The organism is Streptomyces sp. cg35 (assembly GCF_050410835.1).
GTDB lineage: Bacteria > Actinomycetota > Actinomycetes > Streptomycetales > Streptomycetaceae > Streptomyces.
In genome coordinates this window covers 975,510-989,893 of sequence record NZ_CP191268.1, presented here as the reverse complement: position 1 = coordinate 989,893, position 14,384 = coordinate 975,510, and the positions used below count along the sequence as shown (strand labels likewise).

Annotated in this window: 13 protein-coding genes; 5 read left to right on the top strand and 8 right to left on the bottom strand. The window is 72.7% G+C overall.

Features of this window, described 5'->3' with window-relative positions; translation table 11 throughout:
* Window positions 1-18 precede the first annotated feature (18 nt).
* Window positions 19-1,539, top strand: a complete 1,521-nt coding sequence (locus ACQUQD_RS04850; RefSeq protein WP_428950673.1) for an acyl-CoA synthetase — start codon at window positions 19-21, stop codon at window positions 1,537-1,539.
* Here the strand turns inward: ACQUQD_RS04850 and ACQUQD_RS04845 are convergent.
* The gene (locus ACQUQD_RS04845) at window positions 1,516-3,897 is read right to left on the bottom strand and encodes an ATP-binding cassette domain-containing protein (protein WP_428950672.1); all 2,382 of its coding nucleotides are present in this window, start codon (window positions 3,895-3,897) and stop codon (window positions 1,516-1,518) included. The genes ACQUQD_RS04850 and ACQUQD_RS04845 overlap by 24 nt on opposite strands.
* 169 nt (window positions 3,898-4,066) lie before the next feature.
* Here ACQUQD_RS04845 and ACQUQD_RS04840 point away from each other — a divergent pair, with 169 nt between their 5' ends.
* Together ACQUQD_RS04840 and ACQUQD_RS04835 are read left to right on the top strand one after the other, a co-directional pair.
* Window positions 4,067-5,266, top strand: a complete 1,200-nt coding sequence (locus ACQUQD_RS04840; protein WP_428950671.1) for an acyl-CoA dehydrogenase family protein — start codon at window positions 4,067-4,069, stop codon at window positions 5,264-5,266.
* A gap of 10 nt (window positions 5,267-5,276) precedes the next feature.
* Window positions 5,277-6,035 carry an SDR family NAD(P)-dependent oxidoreductase gene (locus tag ACQUQD_RS04835; RefSeq protein WP_428950670.1) on the top strand — a complete coding sequence of 253 codons (759 nt, stop codon included), beginning with the start codon at window positions 5,277-5,279 and terminating at the stop codon, window positions 6,033-6,035.
* Between the two features lie 31 nt (window positions 6,036-6,066).
* On the opposite strand, the gene ACQUQD_RS04830 is transcribed toward ACQUQD_RS04835, so the two are convergent.
* Window positions 6,067-6,639: a TetR/AcrR family transcriptional regulator gene (locus tag ACQUQD_RS04830; protein ID WP_428950669.1), complete on the bottom strand. Its 573-nt coding sequence runs from the start codon at window positions 6,637-6,639 to the stop codon at window positions 6,067-6,069.
* A gap of 73 nt (window positions 6,640-6,712) precedes the next feature.
* Entirely contained in the window at window positions 6,713-7,774 is a 1,062-nt protein-coding gene (locus ACQUQD_RS04825; protein ID WP_428950668.1) for an MsnO8 family LLM class oxidoreductase, read from the bottom strand.
* 11 nt (window positions 7,775-7,785) lie between these two features.
* Here ACQUQD_RS04825 and ACQUQD_RS04820 point away from each other — a divergent pair, with 11 nt between their 5' ends.
* The gene (locus ACQUQD_RS04820) at window positions 7,786-8,274 is read left to right on the top strand and encodes an LNS2 domain-containing protein (RefSeq protein WP_428950667.1); all 489 of its coding nucleotides are present in this window, start codon (window positions 7,786-7,788) and stop codon (window positions 8,272-8,274) included.
* Between the two features lie 13 nt (window positions 8,275-8,287).
* On the opposite strand, the gene ACQUQD_RS04815 is transcribed toward ACQUQD_RS04820, so the two are convergent.
* A complete protein-coding gene (locus ACQUQD_RS04815) occupies window positions 8,288-8,503 on the bottom strand; it encodes a dodecin (protein WP_428950666.1) in 216 nt (71 codons plus the stop codon).
* Window positions 8,504-8,692: 189 nt separating this feature from the next.
* Here ACQUQD_RS04815 and ACQUQD_RS04810 point away from each other — a divergent pair, with 189 nt between their 5' ends.
* The gene (locus ACQUQD_RS04810) at window positions 8,693-9,976 is read left to right on the top strand and encodes an extracellular solute-binding protein (protein ID WP_428950665.1); all 1,284 of its coding nucleotides are present in this window, start codon (window positions 8,693-8,695) and stop codon (window positions 9,974-9,976) included.
* A gap of 21 nt (window positions 9,977-9,997) precedes the next feature.
* On the opposite strand, the gene egtD is transcribed toward ACQUQD_RS04810, so the two are convergent.
* From egtD to egtA, 4 genes are read right to left on the bottom strand one after another with little or no spacing between them, the layout of a single operon-like run.
* Window positions 9,998-10,987 (bottom strand): L-histidine N(alpha)-methyltransferase, encoded by a 990-nt coding sequence (gene egtD, locus ACQUQD_RS04805; RefSeq protein WP_428950664.1) that lies wholly within the window; start codon window positions 10,985-10,987, stop codon window positions 9,998-10,000.
* Entirely contained in the window at window positions 10,984-11,739 is a 756-nt protein-coding gene (gene egtC / locus ACQUQD_RS04800) for an ergothioneine biosynthesis protein EgtC (protein ID WP_428950663.1), read from the bottom strand. Before egtC ends, egtD begins: the two co-directional genes overlap by 4 nt.
* On the bottom strand, window positions 11,739-13,088 hold the full coding sequence (egtB, locus tag ACQUQD_RS04795) for an ergothioneine biosynthesis protein EgtB (protein WP_428950662.1): 1,350 nt from the start codon (window positions 13,086-13,088) through the stop codon (window positions 11,739-11,741). Before egtB ends, egtC begins: the two co-directional genes overlap by 1 nt.
* Complete coding sequence (egtA, locus tag ACQUQD_RS04790) at window positions 13,085-14,371, bottom strand: ergothioneine biosynthesis glutamate--cysteine ligase EgtA (protein ID WP_428950661.1); 1,287 nt, start codon at window positions 14,369-14,371, stop codon at window positions 13,085-13,087. Before egtA ends, egtB begins: the two co-directional genes overlap by 4 nt.
* Window positions 14,372-14,384: the final 13 nt, after the last annotated feature.

Below are 14,384 nucleotides of genomic sequence, written 5' to 3'. Positions count from 1 at the left end.
TGCGGGTAACGTCGACCCATGTATCCGGGAGCGTACGACCGAGCCAGGCCGGCCGTCGTCACGGCCGACGGCGGCATCACCCTCACTTACGGCGAGTTGGAGGAGAACTCGCTGCGTCTCGCCGACCATCTGCACGCGGCGGGGCTGCGCAGAGGCGACCATCTGGCCCTGCTGTCCGACAACGATCCGCGGGTCATGGAGGTGTACTGGGCCGCGCTGCGCTCGGGCCTCTATCTCACCGCCGTCAACCACCATCTCACCGCCGAGGAAGCCGCCTACATCGTGCGGGACTGCGGGGCGGCCGCGCTGATCGTCGCCGATGCCGCACTCGCTGAACTCGGCGCGTCGGTCGCCGCGTTGGTGCCCGAGGTGACGCACCGGCTCGGCTTCGACGACGGGACGTACGACGCGGCGCTGGCGGCCGCGTCGGCCGAGCCGCCCGCCGTCCAGCCGCGCGGTACCGACATGCTCTACTCGTCCGGTACGACGGGCCGCCCCAAGGGCATCGAACCCACCCTGCCCGACGGCGACATCCGGACCGACCCCTCGATGTACCAGCTGCTCTTCCAGCCCATGTACGGCTTCGACGAGAACACCGTCTATCTGTGCCCGGCCCCGCTGTACCACGCGGCGCCCCTGCGGTTCTGCGGCACGGTCATCGCGACGGGCGGCACGGTCGTCCTCATGAAGTCCTTCGACGCGCACGGCGCGCTGGAGGCGATCGAGCGGCACAGGGTCACGCACAGCCAGTGGGTGCCGACCATGTTCGTGCGCATGCTGAAGCTCCCGGACGCCGTGCGCGAGCGCAGTGACACGTCGTCGATGAAGGTCGCGATCCACGCGGCCGCGCCCTGCCCCGTCGAGGTGAAGCGGCGGATGATGGACTGGTGGGGGCCCGTCCTGTACGAGTACTACGCGGCGACCGAGGGCAACGGGATCACCTTCATCGGGCCGGAGGAGTGGCTGCGCAAGCCGGGCTCGGTGGGACGTGGCGGGATCCTCGGCGAGCTGCGGGTCTGTGACGGGGCGGGGAAGGTGCTGCCGCCGGGGGAGACGGGCGTCGTCTACTTCGAGCGGGAGGAGCTGCCCTTCCGGTACCACGGGGACGAGGGCCGCACCCGCGAGGCCCAGCACCCCGATCACCCGCACTGGACCACCACCGGCGACATCGGCCACGTCGACGAGGACGGCTATCTCTTCCTCACCGACCGCAAGGCCTTCACGATCATCTCCGGTGGCGTCAACATCTACCCGCAGGAGATCGAGGACTGCCTCGTCCTGCATCCCGCCGTCGCCGACGTGGCCGTCATCGGGGTGCCGGACGAGGAGATGGGGGAGTGCGTCCGCGCGGTGGTGCAGGCCGCCGAAGGAAGCGTCCCCGGACGGCAGCTGGGGAGCGAACTGATGGCGTACGTGCGGGCACGGATGGCGCACTACAAGGTGCCGCGGGAGGTGCAGTTCGTGGGCGCGCTCCCGCGTACGCCGACGGGCAAACTGGCCAAGGGCCGGCTGCGCTCACCCGCCGAGCGCCCGCGCTAGATAGGGGGCCGTGCGACTGCCGGCGGCGGTCGCGACATCCCGGGGCGGGCCGGTCGCGACGACGTGCCCGCCCGCGTCCCCGCCGCCGGGCCCCATGTCGACGACCCAGTCCGCGCCGGCGACCACGGCCATGTCGTGCTCGACGACCACGACCGAGTGGCCCGCGTCGACCAGTCCGTCCAGCTGCCGCAGGAGCACCTCCACATCGGCCGGATGCAGCCCGGTCGTCGGCTCGTCGAGCAGATACAGCGTGTGGCCGCGGCGCACCCGCTGCAACTCGCCCGCCAGCTTGATCCGTTGGGCCTCGCCACCGGACAGCTCGGTCGCGGGCTGGCCGAGACGGAGATAGCCGAGCCCCACGTCGAGCAGCGTGCGCAGGCTGCGCAGCACGGGCTCGGCCGCGTCGTCGTCCGCCGCGGTGAAGAACGCGGCCGCGGCCTCCACGGTCAGATCGAGCACCTCGGCGATGTTCCGCCCCCGGTACGTCACTTGGAGGGTCTCGGGGTTGTAGCGCGCGCCCGCACAGTCCGGGCACGGCGCGTACGTGCTCGGCAGGAAGAGCAGCTCGACGCTGACGAAACCCTCGCCCTGGCAGGTCTCGCAGCGCCCGCCCGACACGTTGAAGGAGAAGCGGCCGACGCCGTAACCACGCTCCCGCGCCTCGTCCGTGCCCGCGAAGAGCTTGCGTACGACGTCGAACAGTCCGGTGTACGTGGCCAGGTTGGAGCGGGGCGTACGGCCGATCGGCTTCTGGTCGACGACCACGAGCCGTCCGACACCCTCCAGGTCCTGGGTGATCGCGCCGATCAGGGTCGACTTGCCGGACCCGGACACCCCGGTGACGGCGGTGAACGCACCCAGCGGAACCTCCACCGTCACGTCCCGCAGGTTGTGCCGGGTCACCGGACCGACCTTCAACCACCCCTTGGGCGATCGGACTCGGCGCTCGGCCGGCGGCTCCTCGGCGAACAGGAAGCGGGCCGTCGCCGACTCCCCGACCGCGCGCAGGTCCGCCACCGGACCGCTGTGCAGTACCCGCCCGCCGTGCTCCCCGGCCAGCGGTCCCACATCGACCAGCCAGTCCGCGTGCCGCATCACGTCGAGGTGGTGCTCGACGACGAACACCGAGTTGCCGGCCTCCTTGAGCCGGTCCAGGACGGTGAGCAGGGACTCGGTGTCGGCGGGATGGAGTCCGGCGGACGGCTCGTCGAGCACGTACACGACACCGAACAGTCCGGACCTCAACTGCGTGGCCAGACGCAGCCGTTGCAGCTCGCCCGAGGAGAGGGTCGGCGTCGGACGGTCGAGTCCCAGGTAGCCGAGGCCGAGTTCGGTGACCGTCGCGATGCGGGCCCGCAGGTCGTCCGTGAGGACCCGAGCCGTCTGTGAGGCGTCCCCGGACGCGGCGTCGGCGAGGATCCCGGCCAGCTCCGCCAGCGGCAGCCGCGCCAGCTCGGCGATCGTCCGGCCCGCGAAGGTCACCGCGAGCGCTTCCGCCCGCAGCCGGGCGCCGCCGCACACCGGGCACGGGGTGCTCTCCAGGAACTTCTCCGCCTTCGCGCGCAGTGTCTGGCTCTTGGAGTCGGCGAACGTCTTCAGCACGTACCGGTTCGCGCTCATGTACGTGCCCTGGTAGGGGCGCTGGATGCGGTCCGCGTCCCGTACGGGGTGCACCGTGACCACCGGCTGCTCGTCGGTGAACAGGATCCAGTCGCGGTCCGCCTGCGCCAGCTCCCGCCACGGACGCCCCACGTCGTGGCCGAGCGTGTCGAGGATGTCCCGCAGGTTCTTGCCCTGCCAGGCGCCCGGCCACGCGGCGATCGCGCCCTCGCGGATCGACAGCGACGGATCGGGGACGAGGAGTTCCTCGGTGGTGCGGTGCACCCGGCCGAGGCCGTGGCACCGCGGGCACGCGCCGGCCGCGGTGTTCGGCGAGAAGGCGTCCGAGTCGAGCCGCGGTGCCCCCGCCGGGTAGCTGCCCGCGCGCGAGAACAGCATCCGCAGGGAGTTCGAGAGCGTGGTGACCGTGCCGACCGAGGAACGGGACGTCGGCACCGAGCGGCTCTGCTGCAGCGACACCGCCGGCGGCAGACCGCTGATCCCGCCGACCTCCGGCGCGCCCACCTGGTGGATCAGGCGCCGCGCGTACGGAGCGACCGACTCGAAGTAGCGGCGCTGCGCCTCCGCGTAGATCGTGCCGAACGCGAGCGAGGACTTGCCCGAGCCGGACACCCCCGTGAACACCGCCAGCACATCCCGCGGAATGTCCACGTCCACGCCCTTGAGGTTGTGCTCACGGGCGCCGCGGACCCGGACGAAGCCGTCGTGGCGCGGGTCGGGCGAGGACGGGTGGGGCATGGGTGCGGCTCTCCGGGTCGGCGGCGGTCACGGTCCGGCCACACGCGGGCCGGAGGGCAAATCACACGATTCTAGGCCGCGGCCCACGGTGTCCGCGCGCGCTGGCGTGGAGTACCAGAAATGATACTGTCGTGCCGTTCTCCGTACTCTTTGAGATGAGCGAGGGACCTTGCCCGCTGATCGTGCGCTGCCCTGTCCCGATGCCGTCGAGCTCATCGGCCGCATCCGGGACGTCGCCCAGAACTCGCTCGTGCCGTGCGCCGCCGAGGCGGAGGCCGCCGGAGCCTTCCCCCGCGAGGCCTTCAGGACCCTGGGCCGCATGGGCCTGCTGGGCCTTCCCTACGGGCCGGAGCACGGGGGCGGCGGCCAGACCTACGAGGTGTACCTGCAGGCACTCGAAGAAGTGGCGACCGCCTGGGCCACCGTCGGCGTGGGCGTCTCGGTCCACGCCATGTCCTGCTTCCCCCTCGCCGTCTTCGGCACGCGGGAGCAGCGCCGCAGGTGGCTGCCGGACATGCTCGGCGGCGAACTCCTCGGCGCGTACTGCCTGTCGGAACCCGAGGCCGGCTCCGACCCCTCGGCGATGCGCACCCGGGCCGTCCTCGACGGCGACCACTACGTGCTCGACGGCGTGAAGGCCTGGACGACGCACGGCGGACACGCGGACTTCTACACGGTGATGGCCCGCACCTCCGACCACCGCTCGCGCGGCATCTCCTGCTTCCTCGTCCCCGCCGACACCCCCGGCCTGGCCGCGGATCCGCCCGAGCGCAAGATGGGCCTCACCGGCTCGGCCACGGCCACCATGCGCTTCGAGGGGGTGCGCATCCCCGTCGAGCGACGCATCGGCGGCGAGGGGCAGGGACTGCAGATCGCCCTCGCCGCGCTCGACTGCGGCCGCATGGGCATCGCCGCGGTCGCCACCGGACTCGCCCAGGCCGCCCTCGACGAGACGGTCCGCTACGCGTGCGACCACGAATCCTCCGGCGAGCCGCTCATCGCCCAGCAGGGCCCCGCCTTCGCGCTGGCCGACATGGCCGCCTCGGTCGCCGTCGCCCGGGCCACCACCCTCGCCGCCGCCCGCCGCAAGGACCGGGATCTGCCTTTCGGGCAGGAGGCGTCCATCGCCAAGCTCGTCGCCACCAACCACGCCATGAAAGTCACCGGCGACGCGGTCGACCTCTTGGGCGACGACGGCTACTCCCGGCACCATGCCGTGGAGCGCTACATGCGCGAGGCCAAGGTCATGCAGATCTTCGAAGGCACCAACCAGATCCAGCGCCTGGTCATCAGCCGCGCGCTCGGCAGGGGCGGGTCGGGCTCGCTGACCGCGCCTGCCGCCCCGCCCACCCGGACCGCCCACGCTTGAGGAGCACCTGATGCGCATCGACCGAACCGCCGCGATCGTCACCGGCGGGGCCTCCGGGCTCGGCGCCGCGACCGCCGAGGCGCTGGCCGCACAAGGGGCGACGGTCTACGCCCTCGACCTCCCGGACAGCATCGAGCAGGCCCCCGCACGCGACGGCGTCCACTACGTCCCCACCGACGTCACCGTGCCCGAGCAGGTGCGGGCGGCCGTCACCGCCGCGACCTCCTCGGGCGTGCCGCTGCGCACCGTCGTCAACTGCGCCGGCATCGGTCCGTCGATGCGGATCGTCGGCAAGCGCGGAGTCCACGACCTCGACCTGTACGCGAAGGTCGTCCAGGTCAACCTGGTCGGCACGTTCAACGTCCTGGCGCTCGCCTCGGAGGCCGTCGCCGCACAGGACGCCGACGAGCAGGGGCAGCGCGGCGTCATCGTGAACACCGCGTCCATCGCCGCGTACGAGGGGCAGATCGGCCAGGCCGCGTACGCGTCGTCCAAGGGCGGAGTGGTCGGCCTGACCCTGCCGGCCGCGCGGGACCTCGCTCAGTACGGGATCCGCGTCTGCACCATCGCCCCGGGCATCGTCGAGACGCCCATGCTGGCCACGGTGTCCGAGGAGTTCCGCTCCGAGCTCGCCGCCGGCGTGCCCTTCCCGCACCGGCTCGCCGGACCCGAGGAGTACGCCCGGCTGGTGCTGGCGATCGTCGACCACGACTACCTGAACGGGGAGACCATCCGCATGGACGGAGCGCTCCGGATGGCGCCCCGCTGACCCGGGCGGGCCGGGCGGGCCGGGCGCCGGGTCAGGACGCGACGGCGTGCACGATCAGCGACGCGAGTTCGGCGTAGGCGTCCGAGTCGCTCAGCCCGGTGCGCGTGGTGACCTCGCCCCGCTGGATCGACTGCATGGTGGCGGCGGCGACCTCTCCCACGAAGGCCGCGTGCACCTCGCGGAAGGCGCCCGCGGTGACCCCCTCCGTGATCAGCTGCCGGATCCGGTCGGCGGCGTGCCGGGTGTTGGCCTCGTAGACCTCGCGGGTGGCGTCGAAGTCGGCCATGTCGTCGAGGAACTGCCGCGACAGCGGCCGCAGTTGCTCGGCGACGGCCGTGAGGTACACGACCACCCGCTCCGCCGGTGCCGAGGTGTCGGCGACCTGCTTCTCGACCGCGGCCGTCGCGTTCTTGAAGTAGTGCTTCACCACCTCGCGCACCAGGCCCTGCTTGCTCCGCGCGAGCTGGTACAGCGTCGTCTTCGAGCAGCGCAGCCGCTCGGCCAGGTCGTCGAGGGTGAAGGAGGCGAACCCCTCCGCGACGAGCAGCGCCACCAGCCGCTCCAGAAGGTCCGTCTGGCGGGCGGTGCGTCGGGCGGCTGGCATGACCACAGACTATCCGCCCGACGGGCGCCCGCGATCACGACAGGTCCCGCAGGGAGCCGGGCTCAGGCCTGGCTCAGGCCGGACTCAGGCGTGCCACCCGGGCCAGCCGCCGGTACGACTCCAGCAGATCCTCGCGGTCGTACGTACTGGTCGTGACCAGCACCTCCTGCGCGCCGCTCTCCTTGATCACCCCCTCCAGGGCGTCCGTGACCTGCTGCTCCGTGCCCACGATGTGGCCGCGCAGCCCGGACTCGTACAGCTCGCGCTCCTTCGGGGTCATCTCCAGGGCCGCGACGCGCTCGGCGGGCGGCAGCGGCGGGAAGGTGCCGTGGGTGCGCGCGTGCGCCATCGACCAGGCCTCCGGCATCAGCAGCCGGCGGGCCTCCGGCTCGCTGCCGGCCACGGCGACCGTCCCGGAGATCACGACGTACGGCTCCTCGGCCCAGGCCGACGGGCGGAACTCGGCGCGGTAGCGCTCGATGCCGCGCAGCATCTTCTCCCGGCCACGGAGATCGCCGATCACCATCGGCAGGCCCGCGCGGGCGGCGATCGACGCGCCCTCGCCCATCGCCAGCACGAACGGCGACACGGGCAGCCCCTCGCTCGGCCGGGCGTGGACCCGGGTCGACGACGTGCCCGTGAAGAACGCGAGCAGCTCGTCCAGCTGCCCGGCGAAGTCGTCCGCGTCGGCCGCGTCCTTGTCGCGGCCCAGCGCCCTGCGGACGCCGTCCGTGAACCCGACGGACCGGCCGAGCCCCATGTCGGTCCGGCCGGGGAACAGGGACTCCAGGACACCGAACTGCTCGGCCACGACCAGGGGTTGGTGGTTGGGCAGCATCACGCCGCCGGTGCCGACCCGCAGGGTGCGGGTCGCCGCCGCGACGGCCGCCGCGAGAACGGTCGGGGCGGACCCCGCGACGCCGGGCACACCGTGGTGCTCGGCGACCCAGAGCCTGTGATAGCCGAGGCGCTCCAGATCCTGTGCGAGCGAGACGGTGTCCCGCAGCGCCTCCGCGGCGGTGTGCCCCTCGCGGGTGCGGGAGCGGTCCAGGACGGAGAAACGGGTCGTTTCGATCACGGTGGTCACGTCCGTTTCAACACGGTGGCTCCGCGGGGATTCCCGGACGCGCCCCATAAGGTGCCGTCATGACCCGGGATGCAAGGCCGCTGGCCGTTTTCGACCTGGACGGGACGCTCGCCGACACCGCGCACCGGCAGCGGTTCCTGGAGGGCAGACCGCGGGACTGGGACGCGTTCTTCGCCGCCGCGCCGGACGATCCGCCGCTCGCGGAGGGGATCGCGCTGGCGCGCAAGAGCGCCGAGGAGTGCCAGGTGGTGTACCTGACCGGGCGGCCCGAGCGCTGCCGCGCCGACACCGAGGAGTGGCTCGCCGCGCAGGGCCTGCCGGAGGGGCCGCTGCACATGCGGCGGGACACCGACCGCAGGCCCGCCCGGCGCACGAAGCTGGACGTGCTGCGCCGGCTGGCCCGCGGCCGTACGGTCCGGATGCTCGTCGACGACGACGAGCTGGTGTGCGACGAGGCGGAGCGCGCCGGATTCACCGTCGTACGGGCCCGCTGGGCGAGCCCCTCCGCGGCGCTGAAGGACGCCCAGGAGCGCGACGGGCGGACCTGAGCGCCGGGTCCCGTCAGTTGTCGTCGTCCAGGCGGAAGCCCACCTTGAGGCCCACCTGGTAGTGCTCGACCTCCCCGTCGACGATCTGGCCGCGGACCTGCGTGACCTCGAACCAGTCGAGGTTGCGCAGGGTCTGTGAGGCGCGCTTGATCCCGTTGCGGATCGCCTGGTCGACGCCTTCGTGGGAGGTGCCGACGATCTCGGTGACGCGATACGTGTGGTTCGACATGATTCCACCGTGCCCCAGGGAGCCGTGGACCGCGAGGGGGCGGAGGGGTGCACCTGTTCGACTTACTTCCGGGTAACTCTTGACCCTTCCGATTGGTACATACCAAAATCCAGCCACACCCGTACGAGCCGAGTGCTCTTCCCCCACGTCGGGCGATCCTCCCTGTCCGCAGGCAGAAAGTGACCCCCCGTGAGATCCCGCCGTGCCGTGCTGTCCCTCGGTTCCCTCGTCGTCGTGACCGGCACGCTGATCAGCGCGTGCGGTGCCCTGCCCGGCGGCGAACAGGAAGGACGGCGCGCGGTCACCGTGTGGCTGATGCGCAACAGCGCGTCGGACGCGTTCCTCAAGCGCTTCACCAAGGACTTCGAGGCCGAGCACGCCGACATCCGCCTGGACATCCGGATCCAGGACTGGACCGGGATCGGCGAGAAGGTCACCGGGGCCCTCAAGAGCGCCCACAGCGACGACACACCCGACGTGATCGAGGTCGGCAACACCCAGGTCCCGCAGTACGTCGACGAGGGCGGCCTGATCGACCTGTCGCTGGAGTCCGCGCGCGACCTCGGCATGGAGGACTGGCTGCCCGGCCTCGCCGAGCCCGGCATCGACAAGTCGCGGCAGTACGGCATCCCCTGGTACGCGGCCAACCGCGTCGTCATCTACAACACCGACCTCTTCGAGCAGGCCGGCGTCGAGGATCCGCCCCGCACCCGCGCCGAGTGGCTCGACATCACGCGGCGCCTCGACACCGGCGGCCGTCAGGGCATCTACCTCGCCGGACAGGACTGGTACACGCTGTCCGGGTTCATCTGGGACGAGGGCGGCGACCTGGCCCGCGAGTCGTCGAGCACCTGGACCGGCACCCTGGACTCGCCGGCCGCGCTGCGCGCCATGGACTTCTACCAGCAGCTCCAGGCGCTGGGCGACGGCCCGAAGGACGCCGACGAGGAACACCCCTCCCAGGCCGACCGGTTCGCCAAGGGCGACGTCGGCCAGATCATCTCGGTACCCGGCGCGGCCCAGCAGATCCTCAAGAAGAACCCGTCCCTGAAGGGGAAGCTGGGCTACTTCCCGATCCCCGGCAAGACGGCGGCCCGGGCCGGCTCCGTCTTCACCGGTGGCTCGGACCTCGTCGTCGCGGGCAACACCGACGACCGGGACGGCGCGGTCGCCGTGGTGAAGGCCCTGGCCGGGGCGAAGTGGAACACGGAGCTGGCCAGGACCATGAACTACGTCCCCAACAAGACGACCCTGGCCGACGCCGTGACCGACGAGCCGGGTGTCGCCGCGATGGCCGTCGGCGCCGCCCACGGCAAGGCGACCCCCGCGTCGCCGCTCTGGGCCACCGTGGAGGCCGCCGACAACCCCATCAAGGCCTACATGTCCCGGGTCCTGTCCGGCGCGGACCCGGCCACCGAGGCGAAGAAGGCGTCCCGCGAGATCACCCGCCGCCTGGACGAGAGCGGCGAGTAGCCCACCGGGCCCCGCCCCCGCTCAGGTGCGGGCGGGGCGCTGCGCGGCAGTGCTCAGCGACAGGGCGAACCGTCCGGCCTGGTCCGTCCACCACCCCGTCAACTCCAGCCCTGCCGAACCGAGTTCGTCCCGCACCCCTTCCTTGCGGAACTTCGCCGACACCTCCGTCCGCAGCTCCTCGCCCGCCGCGAAGTCGACCGCGAGGTCCAGCGCCCGGATCTTCACGGTCTGGGCCGACGCGGCGCGCAGCCGCATCTCGATCCACTCCCGCTCCGCGTCCCACAGCGCCACGTGGTCGAACGCCCCGAGGTCGAAATCGGCGCCGAGCTCGCGGTTCACCACGGCCAGCACGTTCTTGTCGAACGCGGCGGTGACCCCCGCAGCGTCGTCGTACGCGGCGACCAGCGTCGCCTCGTCCTTGACCAGGTCGGTCCCCAGCAGGAAGAAGTCCCCGGGCGACAGCATGCCGCGCACCGCCGCGAGGAACTCGGCCCTTTCGGCGGGCAGCAGATTGCCGATCGTGCCGCCGAGGAAGGCCACCAGGCGCGGACCCGGCGTGGCGGGCAGCGCGAGCGGGCGCGTGAAGTCGGCGATCAGGGCGTGGATGCCGAGCGAAGGACGCTCGGCGAGCAGCGACGTCGCGGCGCCCCGCAGCGCGCTCTCGCTCACGTCCACGGGCACGTACGCCATCAGCCGCGGGAAGGCGTCCAACAGGTGGCGGGTCTTGTCGGACGAGCCCGAGCCCAGCTCCACCAGGGTCCGGGCGCCCGTCGCCGCCGCGATCTCCGCGGCACGGGCCACGAGGATCTCCCGCTCGGCGCGGGTCGGGTAGTACTCGGGCAGCGTGGTGATCTCGTCGAACAGCTCGCTGCCGCGCGCGTCGTAGAACCACTTGGGCGGCAGCGACTTCGGGGTACCCGTCAGGCCGCGCAGGACATCGGACCGCAGCGCGGCCCCGGTGACGTCCTCGGCCAGGGTGCGGGTCAGCTGGAAGGCAGGGGAGGGGCTCACGCGGACGGCTCCTTGAGCGGGGTCAGCAGGACGTCGGTACGGCTTGCCGCGAGCAGGGTGCGGTCGGGCACCTCGACCCAGTGCGGATCGTCGTCGTACGGCTCGGAGGCGACGACGGTGCGGCGGCCGGGCTCGGCGAGATACCAGAGGGTGTCGCCCCACGCGGTCGCGGTGATCGTCTCGCCGTCGGTGAGAAGGAAGTTGAGACGCGCGCCGGGCGCCACCTCGGCGACCTCGGTGACCGTGTCCGCCAGTGCCTGCGCCTCGTCGTCGCCCGAGCGCAGCCGGTACAGCACCAGCGCCCACAGGAAAGCGGCGTCGCAGCGGGCCTCCAGGGACAGCAGGTCGATCGCGGGCAGCGTGGGCACCAGGGCCGTCAGCGAGCGCGGCCAGCCGGGCACCGCGCCGTTGTGGCTGAACAGCCACGGCCCGGAGGCGTACGGCGCGGCCGCGGCCTCCCCGTCGGCCCCTGCGAGGGTCGCGTCGCGGACGGCCGCGAGCAGCGCGCCCGAGCGGACCACCCGGGCCAGGTCCGCGTACGACGGGTCGCCCCAGAGGGGTACGGCGCGGCGGTACCGCGCGGGCACCGGATCCCCGTCCGCGTACCAGCCGACCCCGAAACCATCGGCGTTGACGGTGCCGTGCCGCTGTCTGCGCGGCTCCCACGACTGGCGGAACAGGCTGTGCGGAGGCGCGTCCAGTACCTCGCCGAGCGGCACCGGCGGCCCCAGATAGGCCAGGTGACGGCACATCAGGAGGCCTCCCGCGGGTGGGCGTCGCGGGCCGTGCGGAAGCCCGCGAAGATCTGCCGGCGGACCGGGTAGTCCCAGTTGCGGAACGTGCCCCGGCACGCCACCGCGTCCACCGCGAACGAGCCGCCGCGCAGCACCTTGTGGTCGGGGCCGAAGAACACCTCCGAGTACTCCCGGTACGGGTAGGCGACGAAGCCGGGGTAGGGCAGGAAGTCGCTCGCCGTCCACTCCCACACGTCCCCGATCAACTGCCGCACGCCCAGCGGGGATTCGCCCAGCGGGTAGCTGCCCGCGGCCGCCGGGCGCAGATGGCGCTGGCCCAGGTTCGCGTGCTCCGGCGTCGGGTCGGCGTCACCCCACGGGTAGCGCGTCGAGCGGCCCGACGCCGGGTCGAAGCGGGCCGCCTTCTCCCACTCGGCCTCGGTCGGCAGGCGCCGCCCGGCCCACCGGGCGTACGCGTCGGCCTCGTACCAGCTCACGTGCAGCACCGGTTCGTCGGGCGGGACCACCTCCGTGACCCCGAACCGGCGGCGCAGCCACTGGCCCGCCTCCCGCCGCCAGAACAGCGGAGCCTCGAAACCGCCGCCCTGGACCATGTCCCAGCCCGCGGGCTCCCACCAGCGGGCCTCGCGGTAGCCGCCGTCGGCGATGAACTCCATGTACGCGGAGTTCGTCACCGGTGTCGTGTCGATGTGGAAGGGCGGGACGAGCCGGGCGTGCGCGGGCCGTTCGTTGTCCAGCGCCCACGGCTCGGCCGTCGTGCCCATCGTGAACGGGCCGCCGGGCACCAGGGCTTCGGCCGGGCCGCGGAACGGGCCCTCCAGCGGATCGGGATCCGGCGCGGTGAGCGCCGCGCCGCCCGACCGGAGCTGATGAGTGATCAGCATCGTCTCGTCGTGCTGCTGTTCGTGCTGGGCGATCATGCCGAAGGCGAAGCCGGAGCGGGTCAGCCGCGCTGAGCCGTCCGCCTCGAACGACGCCGTGTCCAGGACGTCGAGCGCTCTGCCGCGCACCTCGGCCGCGTACCCGCGTGCCTCCTGCGGCGCGAGCAGCGGCAGCCGGGGCCGCTCGGCACGCGGATGCTCGAACGCGTCGTACAGCGGGTCGATCTCGGGCCGCATCGCCTCCCGGCCCGCGACGGCTCGCAGCAGCCACTGCTCCTCCTGGTTGCCGATGTGCGCGAGGTCCCAGACCAGCGGTGACATCAACGGCGAGTGCTGCGCGGTGAGTTCGGGTTCCTCCACGCAGCTCGTCAGCAGGGTCGTGCGGCGGCGTGCCGCCAGCAGGGCGTCCGTCGCGCGTCGGCGCAGCGCCTCCGGATCCGTGGTGACGTTCTCCTCAGCGGTCATGAGCGGACGGTCCTCCCCTGTGCGGGTTCGGGAAGCAGGTCGAGCACGTCGTCGGCGGGACAGCGGCCGCGCACGACGTGGCGGTGCGTGAAGTCCGCGACCGCCTGCCGCACGTCGGGGCCCGCGCCGAGCCTGGGCAGCGCGTCCAGCGCCGTCGTGAAGCAGGCCGTCGCCGCCTCGCGCAGTTCCGGGTCGGCGAGGCCGAGCCGGGCGGCGTCCCGCCACAGCGGGTTGTGCGGCGCGGGCAGCGAACCGGTCCGCTCCGCAAGGGGCTTGACGGCCCGGTACGCCGTCTCGGCCGCCTCCGGATCGTCGAACAGGGCGGTCGTCACGGCGAGCGGCACGAGCCACCCGTCGTCGCCCGGCTGCGCGTCGATCATGCGCAGTTCGAGGTGGCCGCGCGGCCGTACCGGCGGGAACAGGGTGGTCAGGTGATAGTCGAGATCCGCGCGGGTCGGCGGCCGTGGCGCACCACCGCGGATCCAGTCCCGGAAGGACAGCCCGTCGGGGACGTGCCAGGGGCCGCTGTCCGCGCGGACGCACATCACCGGCGCGTCGAGGACGTGCCGGGCCCAGGCGGCGCGCGGCTCGCCGTCCAGCGGAGGCGCCCCCGACCGGCCCACGTCGATGCGCTCCCACAGCAGTTGCCGTGTGGAGCGCCAGCCCGTCGGACGGCCGGACAGCATCGGCGAGTTGGCGAAGGCGGCGACCAGGACGGGCCCGAGCAGATGGGCCAGCCGCCAGCGCCGGCCGTGGCCGAGCGGACCCGGCTCCTCGTGGCCCGCGTCCAGGCACACCTGCACGGAGGCGGAGGAGCACATCATGGACCGCCCGGCGGGACCGGCGCGGTCCAGGGACGTCTCCAGGGCGTCGTAGCGGGGTTCGTGCAGAACGCGTCGCGGGGGCCGCCACGGATCGGTGCCGTGGCCGGACAGGACGAGTCCGTGGCCGCGGAGCGCGGCGCGGACGGCGGTCAGATCGGCCTGCATGGCCGAGACGCACTCCGTCAGCGAGGCGGCGGGGAACGAACTGAGCTCCAGCTGTCCGCCGGGTTCCACGGTGAGCGCCGAGCGCAGCGGCAGGGCGCGCAGTGCGACGTAGGCCGCATCGAGTCGTGCGGGGGGCAACGGGAGCCGCGGGCGGTGCGGCTCGTGGACGATCCACTCCAGTTCCACACCCACGGTGCGGGGTGGGCCCGTCTTGAAGCAGATGCCCCGTACCAGGGCCTCCACCTCGGCTTCGGTGACGAGGTCACCGAGCGTCGTACAGTCTCCCTCGGTCATGCCGGGATCCTCC

Coding starts and splice junctions, on each gene's coding strand:
- ACQUQD_RS04850 (WP_428950673.1), top strand. CDS start 19: ATGTATCCGGGAGCGTACGACCGAGCCAGGCCGGCCGTCGTCACGGCC.
- ACQUQD_RS04845 (WP_428950672.1), bottom strand. CDS start 3,897: ATGCCCCACCCGTCCTCGCCCGACCCGCGCCACGACGGCTTCGTCCGG.
- ACQUQD_RS04835 (WP_428950670.1), top strand. CDS start 5,277: ATGCGCATCGACCGAACCGCCGCGATCGTCACCGGCGGGGCCTCCGGG.
- ACQUQD_RS04830 (WP_428950669.1), bottom strand. CDS start 6,639: ATGCCAGCCGCCCGACGCACCGCCCGCCAGACGGACCTTCTGGAGCGG.
- ACQUQD_RS04825 (WP_428950668.1), bottom strand. CDS start 7,774: ATGGGGCGCGTCCGGGAATCCCCGCGGAGCCACCGTGTTGAAACGGAC.
- ACQUQD_RS04820 (WP_428950667.1), top strand. CDS start 7,786: ATGACCCGGGATGCAAGGCCGCTGGCCGTTTTCGACCTGGACGGGACG.
- ACQUQD_RS04815 (WP_428950666.1), bottom strand. CDS start 8,503: ATGTCGAACCACACGTATCGCGTCACCGAGATCGTCGGCACCTCCCAC.
- egtC (WP_428950663.1), bottom strand. CDS start 11,739: ATGTGCCGTCACCTGGCCTATCTGGGGCCGCCGGTGCCGCTCGGCGAG.
- egtB (WP_428950662.1), bottom strand. CDS start 13,088: ATGACCGCTGAGGAGAACGTCACCACGGATCCGGAGGCGCTGCGCCGA.
- egtA (WP_428950661.1), bottom strand. CDS start 14,371: ATGACCGAGGGAGACTGTACGACGCTCGGTGACCTCGTCACCGAAGCC.